The organism is Rhizobium sp. LC145, from assembly GCF_001005825.1.
In the GTDB taxonomy this organism is placed as follows: Bacteria; Pseudomonadota; Alphaproteobacteria; order Rhizobiales; family Rhizobiaceae; genus Neorhizobium.
On record NZ_LBHV01000015.1, the window covers coordinates 26962 to 44711 of the forward strand.

The window sequence follows — 17750 nt, forward strand, 5'->3', positions numbered from 1 at the left end:
CGGGCTCCTCGTAGCTTCCGAGCTTGTCATCGAAACCTGGAACGCTCAATTGGGCTCCGCGCGAATGAAGTTGAGAAAAGCCCGCAGTTTGGGCGGGACGAGCCGTCGACTTGGATAGTAAACGTAGAGCGGATCGAGCGTCGGACAGAACGTCTCCAAGACCTTCACTAAGCTTCTGTCATGCAAGTGCCTGCTTGCGAGGCGCTCGGTGGTGTAGGCGAGTCCGACCCCCTGTGCCGCCGCTTCCACCACGAGTGGCATGGTGTTGGCCGAAAAGTGGGGATCGGGCGTGAAACCGTATTCGCGGCCGTCCTCCACCAGGTCCCATTGCGAGACGGTGCGTGTCGATGAAAAGCGGTAGGCGATGCAGCGATGATCCACGAGATCGGCTGGACACAGAGGTGTGCCGTGCTCAGCAAGATAGGCGGGACTCGCCAGAACGGCGTTCTTCAGTGCACCGGTTGCCCGGAGGGCGATCATGTCCGCGTCCAGAAGTTCGCCAATACGGACGCCTGCGTCGAAGCCCACGGCTGCGATATCGACAAAGGTGTCGTCGAAGACGAGATCGAGCCGTATATCGGGATAGGCCGCCAGGAACTTGCCCATTAGCGGTTCTATCAGCAGCGGCCCGGCAATCCATGGCAGACTGAGACGCAGCGTGCCTGCAGGACGATCTTTGGCTTCCGCGAGGGCAATGCCCGCTGCCTGAATTTCCTCGGCCGCCGGGCGCACTCTGGCGAGATAAGCAGCCCCGGCCTCGGTCAAGCCGACGCTGCGCGTCGTGCGGTTCAGCAGTCTTATACCGAGCCGCTCCTCAAGTCCCTTTACCGCTTCGCTCAGGGAAGGCGGTGTGACACCGAGTTCGGCTGCGGCTCGCGTGAAATTTTTTGTCTCTGCGACCTTCAGAAAGGCGACGATACCGCTGAGTTGATCAAGTCGCATTATAAGGTTTTCCCGAATAGGCATGTAAAAGGTAGGCGATTTTTCAGGATAATAAAAGGAGGCAAGGTCTTCTCGACGCCGTGTGGTGTCCAATCGAATAGGAGACCAATGATGACCTCCAACCTTCTTGTGCCCACTCGCCGAGTTTTCCTCGGGCAATCCGCCTTTGCACTGGCGTCCGTCGCGAGTTTCGGCTTCTCCACCTTTGCCAAAGCGGCTCCCTTGGCCAATGCTGACGAAGTCGCGGTTCACAAGGTCCGTTTTGCGGCTGGCGACAGCTTTCTTGTCGGCAACCTCTACATGCCAGCCAACTACCGCGCCGACGGCCGCTACCCTGCCATCGTAGTTGGCGGATCGCTGACTGCGGTCAAGGAGATGATGGGCGGCATCTATGCAGCCGAGATGGCAAAACGCGGGTATATTGCGCTTAGTATTGACTATCGCCATTACGGCGAAAGTGGTGGTAGGGCTCGCCAGTACGAGGATCCGGAGGCCAAGGCCGAGGATCATGCAGCGTCCGTTACCTTTCTCGCGTCGCGCTCGGACGTGCGCCCGGAGAGTATTGGCCTTCTTGGCATATGCACCTCGGGCGGAACGGTCCTTTATGCAGCTGCCCGCGACGATAGAATTGCGGCGATTGCTTCTGTCGCCAGCCATCTGGCAGAGCCTGCGGTAACCAATCCCTTGCTCTACGGCGGACCGGAAGGGGTAGAACAGCGCCGCGCAGCAGGCCGAACAGCCCGCGCGGAGTACGAGCGCACAGGTCAAAATCGGATGATTCCTGCTTACCACAACTCTGATCCGAGTGCCTCTCATGTCGGGCCGATGGAATACTACATGGACGAGACTCGCGGCGGTGGCGTGATCGAATGGACGAACGCCTTCGCCGTCATGTCGTGGGAGCCGTGGCTTGCGTTCGATCCCATTCGCGAAACTGGGCGGATAACGACACCGGCGCTGATCGTCCACTCCGACGGATGCGCGTTACCAGATCAGGCACGCAAGGCCTATGATCTGCTGCAGGGCCCCAAAACCCTTCACTGGACTGACGGCAATCATTTCGATTTCTATGACGGCGGGAAGGTGCCGGAAGCCGCGCACGCCGTGGCGCAACACTTCGGCAAATATCTCGCCTAAGAATGCCACCTCTGCTGCCGTTCGAAGCTCATTCCGGGGCGTTCTCGCCTCGGATTCGATCGAAAGGCATTCGCTTTTCCAAGATTCTTAGCCCTCGGCATTCTGTGTTGCTCACCCACCGTGAACGTCGCGGCGCAAGGCGCATCGCCGCCGCAAAGCCAGGTACATCCACAATGATGCGTTTAGCGTCACGCTCGGTTTGAAATCGTTATAGTCTGCAAGGGCCTCTCTACCCCGTCTCAACATCCCATGGATCTTCGTTGAACCCGAGGTGCGGCACTCCGTTCGAAGCGGGAAAGCCAGGCCTTCCTCAAGCCGTGCTGCGGCCGTCCTTTGCGATGACGCTATTTACTTTTGTTATTATATAATGCAAATCTCTTCATCTCGGCTCCGGAGGGGAGCTGACAAGAACGTGAGGAGGGCAATCGCTCATGCGTAATTTCTTCAGGCACGGCCTCATGGCCGCGATAATCGGCAGCTCGCTTGCCGCTGGCGCAATTTCCGTTTCGGCTCAGGGGCTCGAGCTGACGATCACGGCACCCGCCGGAGCTGGTGGGGGATGGGATGCTGCATCCCGTTCGCTTCAGGAAGTGATGATGGCGACGGGTGCCGCAAAAAGCGTGCAGGTCGTCAATGTTCCGGGCGCCGGCGGCACCGTGGGTCTTGCCCAGTTCGTCGGTTCGGCGAAGAGCAGCCCCGACCAGTTGCTGGTTGCCGGTATCACCTTGGTCGGTGCAAGCATCTCCAACAAGTCGCCCGTCGACCTTACCCAGGTAACGCCGCTTGCGCGGCTGACCGGCGATCCGCTGGTCATTGTCGTGCCGAAGGATTCGCCGATCCAGACGATCGACGAACTCCTGAAGACCATCAAGAGCGATGTTGCCAAGGCGATCTGGGTCGGCGGTTCGGCGGGCGGCGCGGACCATATACTTGCGGCGCTCGTCACCCAGGCGGCCGGAGAAGATCCCAGCAAGATCAATTATGTCGCCTATTCCGGAGGGGGCGAAGCGCTGGCAGCCATGCTGGGCGGCCAGGCAACCGCGGGTATTTCCGGCTACGGAGAATGGCAGGGTCAGATCGAGTCCGGCGACCTGAGGGCCCTGGCGATTTCCTATCCCGAACCGATCGAAGGTATCGAGGCGAAGCCGCTGAAAGCCCAAGGTCTCGATATCGAACTCGTGAACTGGCGTGGCGTTTTCGCCGGACCCGGCGTTGAGGGTGCAGACCTGGAGGCGCTGAAGGCCTCCATCGAGAAGACGGTCACCTCCGATAGATGGAAGGAGCTTCTCAAGGCTCGCGGCTGGACGGATTACTACGCTCCCTCCGACGAATTCAAAACCTTCGTCGCTTCGGAAACGGATCGCGTTCAGGGCATCCTGAAGTCGATCGGACTGGCGGACTAATTCGGGAGGCGCAGGGAGGGGCATCCTTCCTGCGCCCTAGAGGACTTTATGAGCGGCAAGACCCTACACACTCCCAATCGCCCCGCCGCCGTGGTGGCGGTCATACTCTTCGCCATCGCTTTCATCACCTATTGGGATGCGAGTGCGATGACGGTCCGCGCCAGCTATGGAATGGGCGCAAACGCGACGTCTTATTTCGTCGCGGTGCTGTTCGTCGCGCTTGGCGTCGGGCATCTCGTCAGCGCGTTCAAGCCTTTCGATCTGGAGGCGGAAGCGTCCGACTGGAAAGCCATCGGCTGGATAGGTTTGGCGCTTGCTTCGCTCATCGGGTCCATCTGGCTCGGCGGCGGTTTCATTGTGGGCTCGACCCTGCTCTTCGCATTCACGGCGCGCGCCTTCGGTCGAAGGGCCCTATTGGCAGACATTTGTATTGGCGCCGTGCTCGCGATCCTGATCTTCCTGTTGTTCAACAAGCTCCTGACGCTGGCCCTGCCCCAGGGGCCGCTCGAACGGCTCTTCTAAGGTGCGATGATGGAATCTTTTGCTCTTCTCTTCGACGGATTTTCGCTGGCGACCCAGCCGGCCAATCTGGTCTATGCGGCAATCGGCGTCATCATCGGCACGGCGGTTGGCGTTCTCCCTGGTATAGGCCCGGCGCTGACCGTGGCGCTTCTTCTTCCGGTGACGTTCAAGCTCGATCCGGGCGGTTCCATCATCATGTTCGCGGGCATTTATTATGGTGGGATGTATGGCGGCTCCACAACGGCGATCCTGCTGAACACACCGGGGGAAAGCGCTTCCGTCGTTACGGCCTTGGAAGGCAACCGGATGGCCCGGTCCGGCCGCGGCGGGCCGGCGCTGGCAACGGCGGCGATCGGTTCCTTCGTCGCCGCGCTCATCGCAACGATTGCCCTGGCATTCCTGGCGCCATTGCTGGTCAAGATCGCGGTGAAGTTCGCGCCCTGGGATTATTTCGGGCTGATGCTGATCGCTTTCGTGACCGTATCGGCAACCTTCGGGTCTTCTCCCCTGCGCGGCCTGACGAGCCTGGCTTTCGGCCTGTGGCTCGGACTGATGGGGATCGACCAGTTGACCGGTCAAGCGCGTCTCACCTTCGGCGTGCCCGAGCTTCTCGACGGGATCGAAGTCACCACGCTTGCCGTAGGCCTGTTTGCAATCGGCGAGGCCCTGGTGGTGGCCTCGCGTCATCTCTACAAACCCGAAAAGCCGATCCCCATCAAAGGCTCGATCTGGATGAGCATGGAAGACTGGGCAAGATCCTGGAAGCCATGGCTTCGCGGAACGGCAATCGGGTTTCCCATCGGGGCGCTTCCTGCGGGCGGCGCGGAGATTCCGACGTTTCTCAGCTACAATATCGAGAGAAAGCTCAGTCGGAAGTCCGAGGAATTCGGTTCGGGGGCGATCGAGGGCGTTGCCGGCCCGGAGGCGGCAAACAACGCCTCGGCGGCGGGTACTCTCGTGCCCCTTCTGACGCTTGGACTTCCCACGTCGGCGACAGCGGCGGTTATGCTGGCGGGTTTCCAGCAGTACAACATCCAACCCGGTCCTCTCCTGTTTGCGCAGCATGCCGATCTGGTCTGGGGTCTGGTCGCCAGCCTGTTCATCGCCAATGTCATGCTTCTGGTGCTGAACCTGCCGCTGATCGGTCTTTGGGTGCGACTGCTGGCAATTCCTTTGCCCTGGCTCTATGCGGGAATTCTCGTCTTCGCCTCTATGGGAACGATCGCCGCCAATCCGTCGGTGGTGGAACTTCTCCTACTGACTGGCTTCGGCGTGGTCGGCTTCCTCATGCGGCGCTATGATTATCCCATCGCTCCCGCAGTCGTCGGATTGATACTTGGTCCACTTGCCGATAATGCGCTCAGAAGATCGCTCCAGATGAGTCTTGGCGATCCCATGGTCTTCCTGCAGCATCCAAGTTCGGCGATCATGACGGGGATAGCCTCCATCGCGCTGGTCGCGCCGTTCATCTTCAAGGGCCTGTCCCGCTTCCAGCAGGATGAAGACTAGGGGATACTGGAATACCTCCGGGCTCACGCCATGTCGGCCGAGCCCGGCGGGATTGGAAAAGCGCAGGTATCTAGATGGCAAGAAACAGTCTGTCTCCTCAGATCAGCAACAGCATCATCGAGTTCGTGAAATCGAAGGAGATGCGGAAAGGCGAACACCTTCCCCTCCAGATGCTGGCGGACGCGTTTCGCGTTTCCCGCGCGCCCGTGATGAGCGCCCTGCGCCGCCTCGAAGGCGAAGGGGTCGTGCGCGCGGAGGCAAACCGCGGCTATTTTCTCGCGGTCGACGCGGAAAACCTGGGCGACGCCTCCCGGCCGACCGAACGGGAAGACGGCGAGGACGCCGTCTATTTCCGGATTGCGGAAGACCGGCTGGCGAGCAGGCTGCCGGAGCGGGTAAGCGAAGCCGAACTCATGCGGCTCTACGAGCTGCCGCGCAGCCGGCTTTTGAAGATCCTGCACCGTATTGCCGACGAAGGCTGGATCGAGCGGCTACCAGGGAATGGCTGGGCATTCAGGCAGACGCTGACATCCAGGCAAAGCTACGAGGACGGCTATGCCTTCCGCGCCGTTATCGAGCAACAGGCGATGCTGCTTCCGAGCTTCGAGCCCGATCTCGAGGAGCTGCAGCGTGCCCGCCAGACACAGACGGCGCTATCGGCCGGCGGCTATCAGACCTGGTCCCGCGCCGAGATATTCAAGGCGAACAACGAGTTTCACGAAATGCTCGTCGGGTGGTCGAAGAACGAGTTTTTCCTGGACTCGATCAGGAGGATCAACCGCCTGCGTCGACTGATCGAGTACCAGATCACCATCGATCGCAGCCGTCTCCCCAAACAGACGGAGGAGCATCTTCACATTCTCGACCTTATCGAGAGCGGTCGAAGAAGCGAGGCTGCGGCGTTTCTCTACACGCACATCATGGGCGCGGGCCGGATCAAGGCCCCGCAGGTTTAGCGTGCAGGCGCATTCCGGTAGAGGGTTTTGTGTTCTCCGAATATTGCATTTTATTATCATAATATGTAGAAATGAAGCGAGCGCCGAAGCAGGTTCGGCAGCGAGTTGGATAGCACGATGACAGCAGTCGACACGTTGGAAGCCGAAGGGTGCGTCTATCAGTTCATCGACCTTGAGAAGGAAACCGATGGCAAGCTGAACCAGATGCCCTTCATCCATCGCATCCTGCTCGAAAACGTCCTGCGGCGCGGGGGCGAGGATGCTGAAGCCGCCAAGGCCGCGATCCTGGCCTGGCTGGATACCGGCACGAGCGAAGCGGAAATTCCCTTCCTGCCCAATCGGGTGCTCATGCATGACACCACTTGCGGCCCGGCCCTGGTGGATATCGCCGGAATGCGCTCGGCGCTGGCCGAGGCAGGTGGAGATCCCTCCTTGCTCAACCCGGTGGTACCCATTGACGTATCGACGGACCATTCGGTCGCCGTCGACGCCTTCGGTTCCTCCGAGGCCCTCAATGTGAACATGCAGCGCGAATACGGTCGCAACAGCGAGCGATACCGCTTCATGAAATGGGCGGCGAACACGCTGAAGGATTTTCGGGTGCATCCGCCGGGCACGGGCATCATGCACACTCTTAATCTCGAACGCCTGGCGACGGTGGTCGCGACCGAGGAGAGCGAAGGCCGGCCATGGGTGGTGCCGGATACGCTTATCGGCACGGACAGCCATACTCCGATGATCAACGGCATCGGGGTGCTGGCATGGGGTGTCGGGGGGCTGGAGGCCGAAAGCGTCTTCTTCGGCATGCCTGTCGCTCTTCGCGTGCCGGAGGTTGTCGGGGTACGTCTCACCGGCCGCCTAAGAGAAGGCGTGCTGGCGACCGATTTCGCGCTGACGGTGACCCACGCCCTTCGCCAGATAGATTTGCAAGACAAGTTCGTTGAGTTCTTCGGGCCGGGTGTCTCGACGCTGACGGCAGGCGAGCGGGCGGTGGTGGCGAACATGACGCCCGAGTTCGGCGGAAACAGCGGCTATTTTCCCATCGACCGAATGACTCTGGACTATCTCGTCTCGACGGGCCGCTCGCGCGAGCATGTCGATCTGGTGGAGCGCTACGCCCGTCGGGCCGGGCTGTGGTTCGATCCCGCGGCGGAACCGCGTTACACGTCCGTCGTGTCGATCGATTTGAGCAGGATCGAAGCGAGCCTTGCGGGTCCGTGTCGGCCACAGGATCGGCTCGCCGTCGGCGAGGCTGCGGCATCCCTCGCGCCCTTGAAGAGGAAAAACTCGAAAACTGGAGGGGAGGGCGAGCCGAACGACGGCGCGGTCGCGATCGCGGCGATAACCAGTTGCACGAATACGTCCGATCCTCGGCTGCTCCTTGCCGCGGGATTATTGGCGAGGAAGGCGAGGGCGTTCGGCCTGCGGCCGTCGCATTGGGTCAAAACCTCCCTTGCGCCTGGCTCGCCGACCGCCGAGCGTTACCTGACGCGCGCGGGCCTGCTTGAAGACCTGGAAGCGATCGGCTTCGGCATCGTGGGGTATGGTTGCACGACCTGTATCGGCAATTCCGGACCATTGACGGAGCCGATCGAGCGGGCGATGTCGGAGCGGGATATTCTGCCGGTCGCGGTCCTCTCGGGAAACCGCAATTTTCCAGGCCGCGTGCATCCGCAATTGGAGGCCGGATTTTTGGCCTCGCCGCCGCTCGTCATTGCCTTCGCCCTGGCCGGCACGGTCGATATCGATATCACCCGTGAACCCATCGGCATGACGGCCGATGGTCAGCCTGTGACGCTTGCGATGCTTTGGCCGACGGCAGCCGCGATCGACGAGGCGGTGGCCGCGGCGTCGGATCATGGGGATTATTCGCCGGCTTACGAGAAAGCTGAAAGCAGCCCCGCCTGGCAGGCGCTAGACGCGCCGACCACGACGCTTTTCCCATGGGACGACAAGTCGACCTATATCCGGCGGCCGCCATTCGCCGGCTTCGGCGAGGGCGCGCTCCTCGGCCGCTATCTGGCTCATCCGATCATGGTGCTGGGAGACGATGTCACCACGGATCATATTTCTCCGGCCGGGGCCGTTCCCGCCGGCAGTGCTGCCGGGAAATACCTGGTGGAACGCGGCGAAAACCCGCTCGATCTCAATGTCTATTCTTCCCGCCGCGGCAATTGGGAGGCCATGGTCAGGGGCCTGTTCACGAACAAGACCGTCCGCAACCTGCTAGGATCGGACATCCCTCCCGGCTCCACCGTGCACGTTCCTTCCGGGCAGGTCATGCCGCTTTGGGAAGCGGCAGAGAGATATAGGCTCGAACAGCAGCCCCACGTCCTGGTGGCGGGAGAGCGCTACGGAATGGGCTCGTCCAGGGATTGGGCCGCCAAGGGCGTGTCTTTGCTCGGGGTCCGGGCGGTGCTCGCGCTGAGCTTCGAGCGCATTCACCGCTGGAACCTCATCGGCATGGGCATCCTTCCTCTGAGGCTACCAGCGGAATGGGGGCCTTCCGGGCTTGCATTGCAGCCGGGCGACCTCGTCGAGGTGGACGCCGAGGAGACGCACATCGCGCCAAGAAAGCCCGTGCGCATCGTCATCAGGAGACGGAACGGCGAGACGATTTCGTTTCAGGCTACGGCTGCGATCGAAACCTCGACCGAGGTGAAGATCCTGCAAGCCGGCGGAATACTGCCGCTCATCCTGCGCAACGCCCTCGAAAGCTCCGAAAACAGGGAAGTCGTGTAATCAGTCATTCGGGCGGAGGCCGGTCAAGAGCACTGGCGAAGGCGCGGCGTGGCCGACTTTGATCCTGTGAGCGGGTGATCTGCCGCTTCAATGCCTCGCAGAGACCGAGAGCGGCGATCGACAATGGCACGGCCCCCACACGTGTTATTCCGAACTTCTGGATCGACCTTGGGCGGAACGGTCGCTGGACTATGGGAAGCTCTCGAAAGAGATTGGCGTAAAAGCTGCTGATGATTGCCACCCCAAGACCGGAAGCCACGTAGGAACATGCGGAGCTGTTCGTGTGGGTTTCGATCTTGACGAAAGGCTTGACGCCGTTTCGAGCAAATGCCTGGTCGAGGACCAGGCGGTTCGGCCTTTGACGGCCGATGAGGATCAGAGGGACATCGACCAGATCGCCGGGGGTCACCTCTGATCGGGCAGTCAGTGGATGATCTGACGGAAGGACGCACACGTTTTCCCCGGTCGCCACTTCATCGACCACGATGCCGGAGCCGAGGTTTTCTTCCAGCCTCAGTAAGCCGATATCGATCACGCGATGTTCGACAAGCCGTCTTATGGCCGTGGTTGTCTCAAAAAACGTTTCGATGCGAACGCCGGGGAAGTGGTGCGTGAAGTCGATCAGCATTGCGGGCGCAAAGTGTTCCCACATGCTGATCGGCAATCCGACGCGAACCGTTTCCTGACCCGAGACCCCCTTCCTCAGATCTTCCGCCCGGGCCGACATGCGCTCGAGCGCCATCAAGACGTCCTGCGCGTCCTTCGCCAACAATATCGCCTCAGGCGTTGGGATCAGGCGGCCTTTTTCGCGCAGGAAAAGGGTCATCGAAAGATCGGACTCGAGCTGCTGCAAAAGGCGACTGACCCCGGATTGGCTCAAGCCGGTCACTCTGGCTGCAGCAATCGTCGAGCCGGTCGTGATCAGGGCACGAAGGATTTCCAGTTGATTGAGGTTCATTCTCGTCAAGCCTCGCGTCAGCAATGAATAGAGATATGAAGAATCTCATAATATTGCAGGATTTTTGCAGATCGTCATAGTGTCCATACAAAGCTGCAAGGCACGGACCTCAGCAGGGGAACCAATGTTACGATTTATACTGAACCGCCTGCTTATGGCGCTGCCGACGATTGCATTCGTTTCGGTGACGGTCTTCGCGCTGATCCGTTTCATCCCCGGTGATCCCGCGGCCCTGATGCTCGGCGATGGCGCCGAACCCCATCAGATCGCCGCGATGCGCACAGAACTCGGCCTCGACCAGTCGATGCCGCAGCAATTCCTGATCTGGGCCGGCAATGTGTTGCAAGGAGATTTCGGCCGTTCCATTGTCAACGATGAGGCCGTGCTGCCGCTGGTGGTGTCGCGCTTCATGGTTAGCGCCGAGATCGTCGTCGTGGCGGTGCTGCTGGCCAGCCTGATCGCCGTGCCGGCCGGCGTAATCGCCGCCTGGCGTCAGAACAGCCTGATGGATCTGGCCTTGGTCGGTACCGCAACGGTACTTCTTTCCATCCCCACCTTCTGGCTCGGCTTGCTGTTGTTGCTGCTCTTTGGCCTGAAGCTCGGCTGGTTACCGGTATTGGGTTATGTCTCGCTCGCCGACAACGTCATTGGCGGTATGCTTTATCTCGTGCTTCCGATCATGACGCTGGTGATCCACGAGGCGGGCGTGTTGATCCGCATGGCCCGCGCTTCGACGCTAGAAGTGCTGCGTCTCGACTACATTACCCATGCTCGCGCCAAGGGTCTCTCCGAAGGAGCGGTGCTCTGGCGGCATGCCTTCAAGAACGCCTTCGGACCGACCTGGACGATGATCGGCCTCATCCTGGGCAATCTGCTCGGCGGCATCGCCGTCATCGAAACGGTCTTCACCATTCCGGGCCTCGGCCGGTTGATGGTGGACAGCATTTTTGCCCGTGATTACCCGGTCATCCAGGGATGCCTGCTCTTGGTGTCGCTCTCCTACGTGTTGGTCAACCTTGTCGTCGACCTGCTCTATCCCCTCTTCGATCCGCGTGTTGTTGCCGAATGAAAAAGTTTACGTTCAACGGGCTCATCGGCGGCATTTTGATCGCCATCCTGCTTGCCACTGCCGCCATCGGTCTCTTCTGGACGCCGTTCGACCCGATGAAGCTCTCCTTCACCGCGCGGCTTGCTGCCCCGAGTGCGGAACATCTTCTGGGCACGGACGAGTTCGGCCGTGACGTGCTCAGCCGCCTGATGATCGGTGCCCGGGCCAGCGTCTGGATCGGGGCGTTGACCGTCGGTTTTGCGACCGTCTGCGGTACGCTTATCGGTCTGGTCAGCGGCTATGCGCGTGGTTGGACGGATGGGCTCATCATGGCGGTCAACAACGCGCTTCTCGCCTTTCCCGGCATCTTGCTGGCGCTCGGCCTGCTGGCCGTCTTCGGCGCCAATCAGTACGGCATCATCTTCGCGCTCGGCATTGCCTATACGCCTTCCATGGCCCGCGTCGTGCGGGGTGCAGTATTGTCGCTGCGTGAGCGGGAGTTCATCGAGGCCTCGCGGGTAATGGGCAACGACGAGCTCTATACGATGTTCCGCCATATCCTGCCGAACTGCCTGGCGCCGATCACCGTTCTCGCCACCTCGATGTTCGGTTGGGCGATCCTGTCTGAAAGCGCGCTGAGCTTTCTGGGGCTCGGCGTGCCGCCGCCGGCTCCGACCTGGGGCAACATGCTGGCGGCGGGGCGTCCCTTCATCCAGCAGGCCGTCTGGCTTGGGCTCTTTCCGGGTCTCTGCATCGCGTTGACCCTTCTCGGCATCAATCTTTTGGGCGACGCCCTTCGCGACAGGCTCGATCCGCGCATGAGAGGTCTGAAATGACGACGGAAACACTTCTAACCGTCCGTGATCTCTCGCTGGAGGTCGCAAGAACCGGCCACGCAGTCGTCAGCAACGTCAATTTCGACATTGCCGCGGGCGAGATCTTCGGGATCGTGGGCGAAAGCGGTTCGGGCAAGACCCTCGCCACGCGAGCGCTGATCTCGCTCCTGCCGCAGGCGATCGCCGTTACCGGCGGATCGGTCGCCTACAAGGGGCGCGACGTAATGGGGATGAAGAGCCGCGAGCTCCGACGCCTGCGCGGCGCAGAGATCGGCGTCGTCTTCCAGGAACCGATGACCTCGCTCAATCCGTCGATGACCATCGGCCGCCAGCTGGAGGAGGGACTTGCCCTCCACACGAAACTATCGGCGGAGGAGCGCCGAGAACGCATTCTCGACATGCTGAAACGTGTCGGCATAGGCGATCCGGAAGGCGCGCTGACCGCCTACCCCCACGAGTTTTCAGGCGGGATGCGCCAGCGCATCATGCTGGCGTCCGTCATGCTTCTGAAGCCGGCGCTCTTGATTGCCGACGAACCGACCACTGCGCTCGACGCGGTCATCCAGCGCGATGTCATGGAACTGATGGTGGAACTGACACGGGCGGAAGGCACGGCTGTGCTCCTGATCAGCCACGACCTGCCCATGGTGGCGCGGTACACCAGCCGCATCGTGGTGATGGAAAAGGGCGTGATCGTCGAGCAGGGCAGGACCGCGGACCTGCTGGAGGCGCCCAAACACCCTTATACCAAGAAACTACTCTCCTCGCTGCCGTTCCGCGGCGAGTTGCGTGTGATAGACACGTCGAAGGCGCCCATGGTGTCGGCGCGCAATATCGTCGTCGATTATGCCGGTCGCAAGTCGCTTCTGAGGAAAGCCGGGTCGAAGCGGGCGCTGCATGGCGTCAGCATTGATATCCACGAAGGCGAAGTCGTGGCGCTCGTTGGAGGGTCCGGCTCGGGCAAGACGACGCTTGGCCGTACCATTGCCGGCCTTGTCAAGGAAAGCGAAGGACAGATCCGGTTCCAGGGGCGCTCGCGCGACGAGGACTGGATCGACTACCGCCTGAACTGCCAGATGGTGTTTCAGGACCCCTATTCCTCTCTTGACCCGCGCATGACGATCGAGGCGCTGGTCGAAGAGGCGCTGAGATTGGTGCCCGGTCTTGACGCCGAGGCCAAACGCAAGCGAGCCCATGAAACCCTTGAAGAAGTTGGATTGGGCGTGGATTACGCCGATCGTTATCCGCACGAGCTTTCCGGCGGTCAGCGCCAGCGTGTGGCGATCGCCCGCGCCATTGCCCGACGGCCCCGCTTTTTGATCGCCGACGAGCCGGTTTCCGCGCTCGACGTAACGGTCCGGGCGCAGGTGCTCGATCTCTTCTCCGACCTGCAGAAGCGCTACGGCTTCTCCTGCCTGTTCATCAGCCATGATCTCGGCGTCGTGGAGCAGGTGGCCGATCGGGTCGTCGTCATGCAAGACGGCCGGATCATCGAACAGGGCGACCGCGATACGATTTTCGACAGTCCGAAGGAGGCTTACACGCGCCGCCTCCTCTCGGCCATTCCCGCCCTTGATCAGAATGCACAGGGTGGCGTGTCACTCAAATGGCGCCTGGAGGCATGACCTTGACCACGAATTCCGAAGCGCTGAAGAAAGCCCTTAACGAGATCTGCGATGCGCAGCCCTTCGCCACCCGCTTCATGGCGCGAAATCTTCTGACTGGCGAAACGGTCGGCCGGGGGGAACACGAGGAAACGCCATCGGGAAGCACCCGTAAGACTTCGATCATGATGGCTGCGCTCAAGGCTGCAACGGAAGGCCGCATCGATCTCGAAGAGCGGATCACCTACGAGAAGCGCTTGTCCGAAGAGGTTGCAAGCGGCATGTTCCGCTATCTTACCCCCGGGGTCGTCATTTCACTGCGCGACGCCATCACCGGCATGATGGTGCTGAGCGACAACGTCTGCACCAAGATGGTACTCGAGCGGCTGACGCTTGAGGAAGTCGACGGCTATTGCAAGTCGCTCGGCATGGTCAACACGCATCATCGTTTTCTCATCCCGCCGCTCGCGCTTGCGGTCGATCATCCTCTCGAAACGGTAACGACCACCTCCGCCGCAGATCAGGTTTTGCTTTTGCAGACGATCCTGGACGCCCAAACCTCTCCCGAGGCGCAGCGGAAGCTGGGATGCAGTCCAGACCTGTGCGTATGGTCGCTTCAGACGCTTCGCAACCAGGTGCTGAGATACGGCATCCATTCCCGCCTGCCATTTGAGACGGCCGTTGCAAGCAAGAGCGGCCGCGGCAAGCGCGGACGCATGGATGCCGGCATCGTCTATCGCAATGGCGCTCCGCTCTTCATCATGACCGCGTATACGGACGACGTTCCGTCCGCGCTGCCCGACGGTACGCCCGGATATACGATGGCACTCGAAACAATCGGCAGACTCACGCGCGCCTGCTGGGATCGCTTCTAGTTCTAAACGCCAAGAAAGGGGAACAACATGAGCAAGATACTGCTGGCAAGCTGCATGTTCATCGCGATGGCGGCGCCATCGTTCGGCTCCGAAATCATCGTCGCGCTGAATGCCGATATTCGCAGCAACAATCCTGGCGTCAATCGCGACGGGAACACCGACGGCGTGATCCGGCACATCGTGGAGGGGCTCGTCGGGCCTACCGATAACGGCGAGATCAAGCCGCTGCTCGCGGAAAGGTTTGAGACATCGGAGGATGGGCTGACCTACACGTTCACGCTGCGGGATGGCGTGAAGTTTCATAACGGCAGTCCGCTTACCGCCGATGATGTGGTCTGGACCTTCAAGCGCTACCTGGACCCCGCTACCAAATGGAGCTGCCTGTCGGACTTCAACGGCACCAAGAAAACCAAGATCGAATCCGTCGAGGCAAAAGATACAAAGACGGTCGTCATCAAGATCAACTCGCCGAGCGGGGCCTTTCTCGGCAGTCTGTCGCGGCCCGAATGCGGTTATTCGGGCATTCTGTCAAAAGCGTCTATAAATGCGGACGGCACCTTCGCACAGCCGATCGGAACCGGGCCCTTCAGGTGGGGCGAGTGGAAAAAAAGCGAATACATCACGCTGACGAAATTCGACGACTATGTTTCGCCGGCAAATGACGGCAAGCCGGACGGCCTGGTCGGCTCGAAGCGCCCGCTCGTCGATCGGGTGAAGCTGATGATCATTCCGGACGGTGCGACGGTGAAAGCGGGCTTGGAATCTGGTGTCCTGCAGGCATCCGATATTCCCCCGAGCCTCATCCCCGAATACAGAAACCACCCGACCCTGCAGCTCATCGTCGCGCCGAACAACGGCAAGAACCTGTTTTATATGCAGACGAAGGACAAGGTGCTGAGCAATCCGGCCGTGCGCAGGGCGATGGCTGCGGCGCTGGATCTCGATGAGCTGGTGGCCGCCGCATCGAACGGCACGGGCAGCGCCAGCGCTTCGATCATCGCTTCTCACTCGGCCTATTTCAGCGAGGTCCAGAAAAAGCGCATCCCCTACGATCCTGGAGCAGCCAAGAAGGAGCTCGAGGACGCCGGCTACAAAGGTGAGCCGATCACCATCATCGCCAACAAGCGAGGGGATGTTCCGAGCTTTCCCGCCGCGGTCATTGCGCAAGCGATGATGCAGCAGGTTGGCTTAAACGTGCAGATTGAAGTCCTCGACTACGCGACTCAGGTGGAGCGCCGCCGCGCCGGCAATTATCAGGTGATTTCCCAGTCGGTCGCACCGCGCTTTGATCCAGTTTTCGCCTACAGCTTTTATGTGGGCGACAAGTCGAAAGATCCATCGCTGATGTGGGATGATCCGAAAGCGATCGAACTCATGAACGCGGCTTACGTCGAACGCGACGAGACCAAGCGGCAAGCCATTTTCGACGAGTTCCACGAATTGATGCTGCGGGAAATGCCGGGCATCTTCCTCTATGACATGGTCGATGTCTGGGGTGCCACCAAGAAGCTGAAGGGCCTGCCGGTCTGGCAGTCCAATCCCAGGCTTTGGGAAGTCTCGATAGAGGACTGAGCCTCTCTACCGCGCCGAGGCAACACTGGCGCGGTTCACCCAACGATCGGAAACCATCGATCCGGCGCGGCCGCCGGACAGTGCTTCTACGTCCATATCGGAGGCACAAGCACATGGACTTGAGGACATGCTATGAAGCGGGAAGTAATGATGTCGATCTCCGCGGCGATCGACGCGATGAAGCCGGCCTATGCCGCGCTCAGCGACAGCATTTGGGAATTCGCCGAGCTGAAGTTCGAAGAGCGGCGCTCTTCCGAAATCCTTGCCAGAACGCTCGAGGAGAACGGCTTCACCGTTCGCCGGGGTGTGGCGGAAATGGATACGGCCTTCATCGGTGAATATGGCAGCGGGATGCCGGTGATCGCCTTTCTCGGCGAGTTCGACGCGCTGGCGGGCATGAGCCAGGCCGCCGATCTTACGCAGCCTCGACCCGTCAACCCCGGTGGCACGGGACATGGCTGCGGTCACAATCTCCTCGGGGTAGGCTCGCTGATGGCCGCCATCGCGCTTGCCCAGCATCTTGAGGCCAACGGCATTTCCGGCACCGTACGCTACTACGGCTGCCCCGGCGAGGAGGGCGGTTCGGGCAAGGCTTTCATGGTGAGGGCGGGTGAGTTCAACGATGTCGATACGGCGCTGACCTGGCATCCAGCACCCTTCAACGGTGTCCGCTCCACCAACAATCTGGCCGTCCTCGAATATTACTACCGCTTCAGGGGCGTTGCGGCACATGCGGCCAATTCCGCCCATCTCGGGCGCTCCGCGCTGGATGCCGTGGAGCTGATGAATGTCGGCGTCAATTTCCTACGCGAACACATGCCGCAGGATTGCCGCCTGCATTATGCGATCACCGATACGGGCGGCAGAGCCGCGAATGTGGTGCAGGCACGTGCGGAAGTTCTTTACCTTATCCGCGCTCCGGAAATGCCGCAGGCCATGGAGCTTGCCGCCCGCGTGGAGAAGGTGGCGCGCGGTGCCGCGATGATGACCGAGACAGAAGTGGAGATCGTCTTCGATACCGCCTCCACCAATCTCCTGCCCAATATAGCGCTGGAAACAGCCATGCACCGGAACATGGTGGAGCTCGGTCCGATCGCTTTTGACGAGGCCGATCTTGCCTTTGCGAAATCGATCCAGCAAACCTTCACGGACGAGGCGATCAGAAGCAGCATCAAGCTTTATCAGATCAAGGGTGACGTCTTCTCCAACGCCAAGGTCGATGGAAGCACGCCGTTGCATCTGGGCCTCAGAGACTTCGATGGTCAGTCGCATTTCCGTGCGGGCTCCACCGATGTAGGTGACGTCAGCTGGGTAACGCCCACCGCGCAATGCTGGACGCCGGCCTGGGCGATCGGCACCAATCCGCACACCTGGCAGGTAGTGGCGCAGGGCAAGAGTGCGGCGGCGCACAAGGCGATGGCGCATGCCGCCAAGGCACTCGCAACCACCGGGCTTTCGCTGATGATGTCGCCGGAACTCTTGGCCGAGGCCAAGACGGAATGGCACGAGAAGACCAGCGGCAAGCCCTATGTCTGCCCGATCCCACCGAATGTGACGCCAGGCAAACATCTTGCGGAAGGAGCAAATCCGTCAAAGGCGGAATGATCCGGTTCGCGCATGCTGGATCGGGTGGAAATCATGCATTT

At 60.8% G+C, this 17750-nt stretch carries 14 protein-coding genes; 12 read left to right on the forward strand and 2 right to left on the reverse strand.

Annotation, left to right across the window (positions count from 1 at the left end; translation table 11 throughout):
* Positions 1–45: 45 nt before the first annotated feature.
* Positions 46–942: a LysR family transcriptional regulator gene (locus YH62_RS26660; protein WP_046797357.1), complete on the reverse strand. Its 897-nt coding sequence runs from the start codon at positions 940–942 to the stop codon at positions 46–48.
* Between the two features lie 108 nt (positions 943–1050).
* Between YH62_RS26660 and YH62_RS26665 the strand changes: the two genes are divergently transcribed.
* From YH62_RS26665 to acnA, 6 genes are all read left to right on the forward strand, one after another.
* Entirely contained in the window at positions 1051–2079 is a 1029-nt protein-coding gene (locus tag YH62_RS26665; protein ID WP_245282214.1) for an alpha/beta hydrolase, read from the forward strand.
* 431 nt (positions 2080–2510) lie between these two features.
* Complete coding sequence (locus tag YH62_RS26670) at positions 2511–3482, forward strand: tripartite tricarboxylate transporter substrate-binding protein (protein WP_046797358.1); 972 nt, start codon at positions 2511–2513, stop codon at positions 3480–3482.
* A gap of 48 nt (positions 3483–3530) precedes the next feature.
* Complete coding sequence (locus YH62_RS26675) at positions 3531–4004, forward strand: tripartite tricarboxylate transporter TctB family protein (protein WP_046797359.1); 474 nt, start codon at positions 3531–3533, stop codon at positions 4002–4004.
* A 9-nt stretch (positions 4005–4013) separates the two neighbouring features.
* The gene (locus tag YH62_RS26680) at positions 4014–5513 is read left to right on the forward strand and encodes a tripartite tricarboxylate transporter permease (protein ID WP_046797393.1); all 1500 of its coding nucleotides are present in this window, start codon (positions 4014–4016) and stop codon (positions 5511–5513) included.
* A gap of 74 nt (positions 5514–5587) precedes the next feature.
* Positions 5588–6469, forward strand: a complete 882-nt coding sequence (locus tag YH62_RS26685; RefSeq protein ID WP_046797360.1) for a GntR family transcriptional regulator — start codon at positions 5588–5590, stop codon at positions 6467–6469.
* Between the two features lie 117 nt (positions 6470–6586).
* Positions 6587–9211: an aconitate hydratase AcnA gene (gene acnA / locus YH62_RS26690; RefSeq protein WP_046797361.1), complete on the forward strand. Its 2625-nt coding sequence runs from the start codon at positions 6587–6589 to the stop codon at positions 9209–9211.
* Between the two features lie 4 nt (positions 9212–9215).
* On the opposite strand, the gene YH62_RS26695 is transcribed toward acnA, so the two are convergent.
* Positions 9216–10169, reverse strand: coding sequence for a LysR family transcriptional regulator (locus YH62_RS26695; protein WP_046797362.1), 954 nt, complete (start codon positions 10167–10169; stop codon positions 9216–9218).
* Positions 10170–10293: 124 nt separating this feature from the next.
* On the opposite strand from YH62_RS26695, the gene YH62_RS26700 reads away from it, so the two are divergent.
* From YH62_RS26700 to YH62_RS26725, 6 genes are all read left to right on the forward strand, one after another.
* Positions 10294–11238, forward strand: coding sequence for an ABC transporter permease (locus YH62_RS26700; protein ID WP_046797363.1), 945 nt, complete (start codon positions 10294–10296; stop codon positions 11236–11238).
* Complete coding sequence (locus YH62_RS26705) at positions 11235–12053, forward strand: ABC transporter permease (RefSeq protein ID WP_046797364.1); 819 nt, start codon at positions 11235–11237, stop codon at positions 12051–12053. The genes YH62_RS26700 and YH62_RS26705 overlap by 4 nt, the downstream gene beginning before the upstream one ends.
* Positions 12050–13678, forward strand: a complete 1629-nt coding sequence (locus tag YH62_RS26710) for an ABC transporter ATP-binding protein (protein ID WP_046797365.1) — start codon at positions 12050–12052, stop codon at positions 13676–13678. The genes YH62_RS26705 and YH62_RS26710 overlap by 4 nt, the downstream gene beginning before the upstream one ends.
* Positions 13675–14532, forward strand: coding sequence for a serine hydrolase (locus YH62_RS26715; RefSeq protein ID WP_046797366.1), 858 nt, complete (start codon positions 13675–13677; stop codon positions 14530–14532). Before YH62_RS26710 ends, YH62_RS26715 begins: the two co-directional genes overlap by 4 nt.
* 27 nt (positions 14533–14559) lie before the next feature.
* Positions 14560–16104, forward strand: coding sequence for an ABC transporter substrate-binding protein (locus YH62_RS26720; protein ID WP_046797367.1), 1545 nt, complete (start codon positions 14560–14562; stop codon positions 16102–16104).
* A gap of 132 nt (positions 16105–16236) precedes the next feature.
* Positions 16237–17709: a M20 family metallopeptidase gene (locus tag YH62_RS26725; RefSeq protein WP_046797368.1), complete on the forward strand. Its 1473-nt coding sequence runs from the start codon at positions 16237–16239 to the stop codon at positions 17707–17709.
* The last annotated feature ends 41 nt before the right edge of the window (positions 17710–17750 follow it).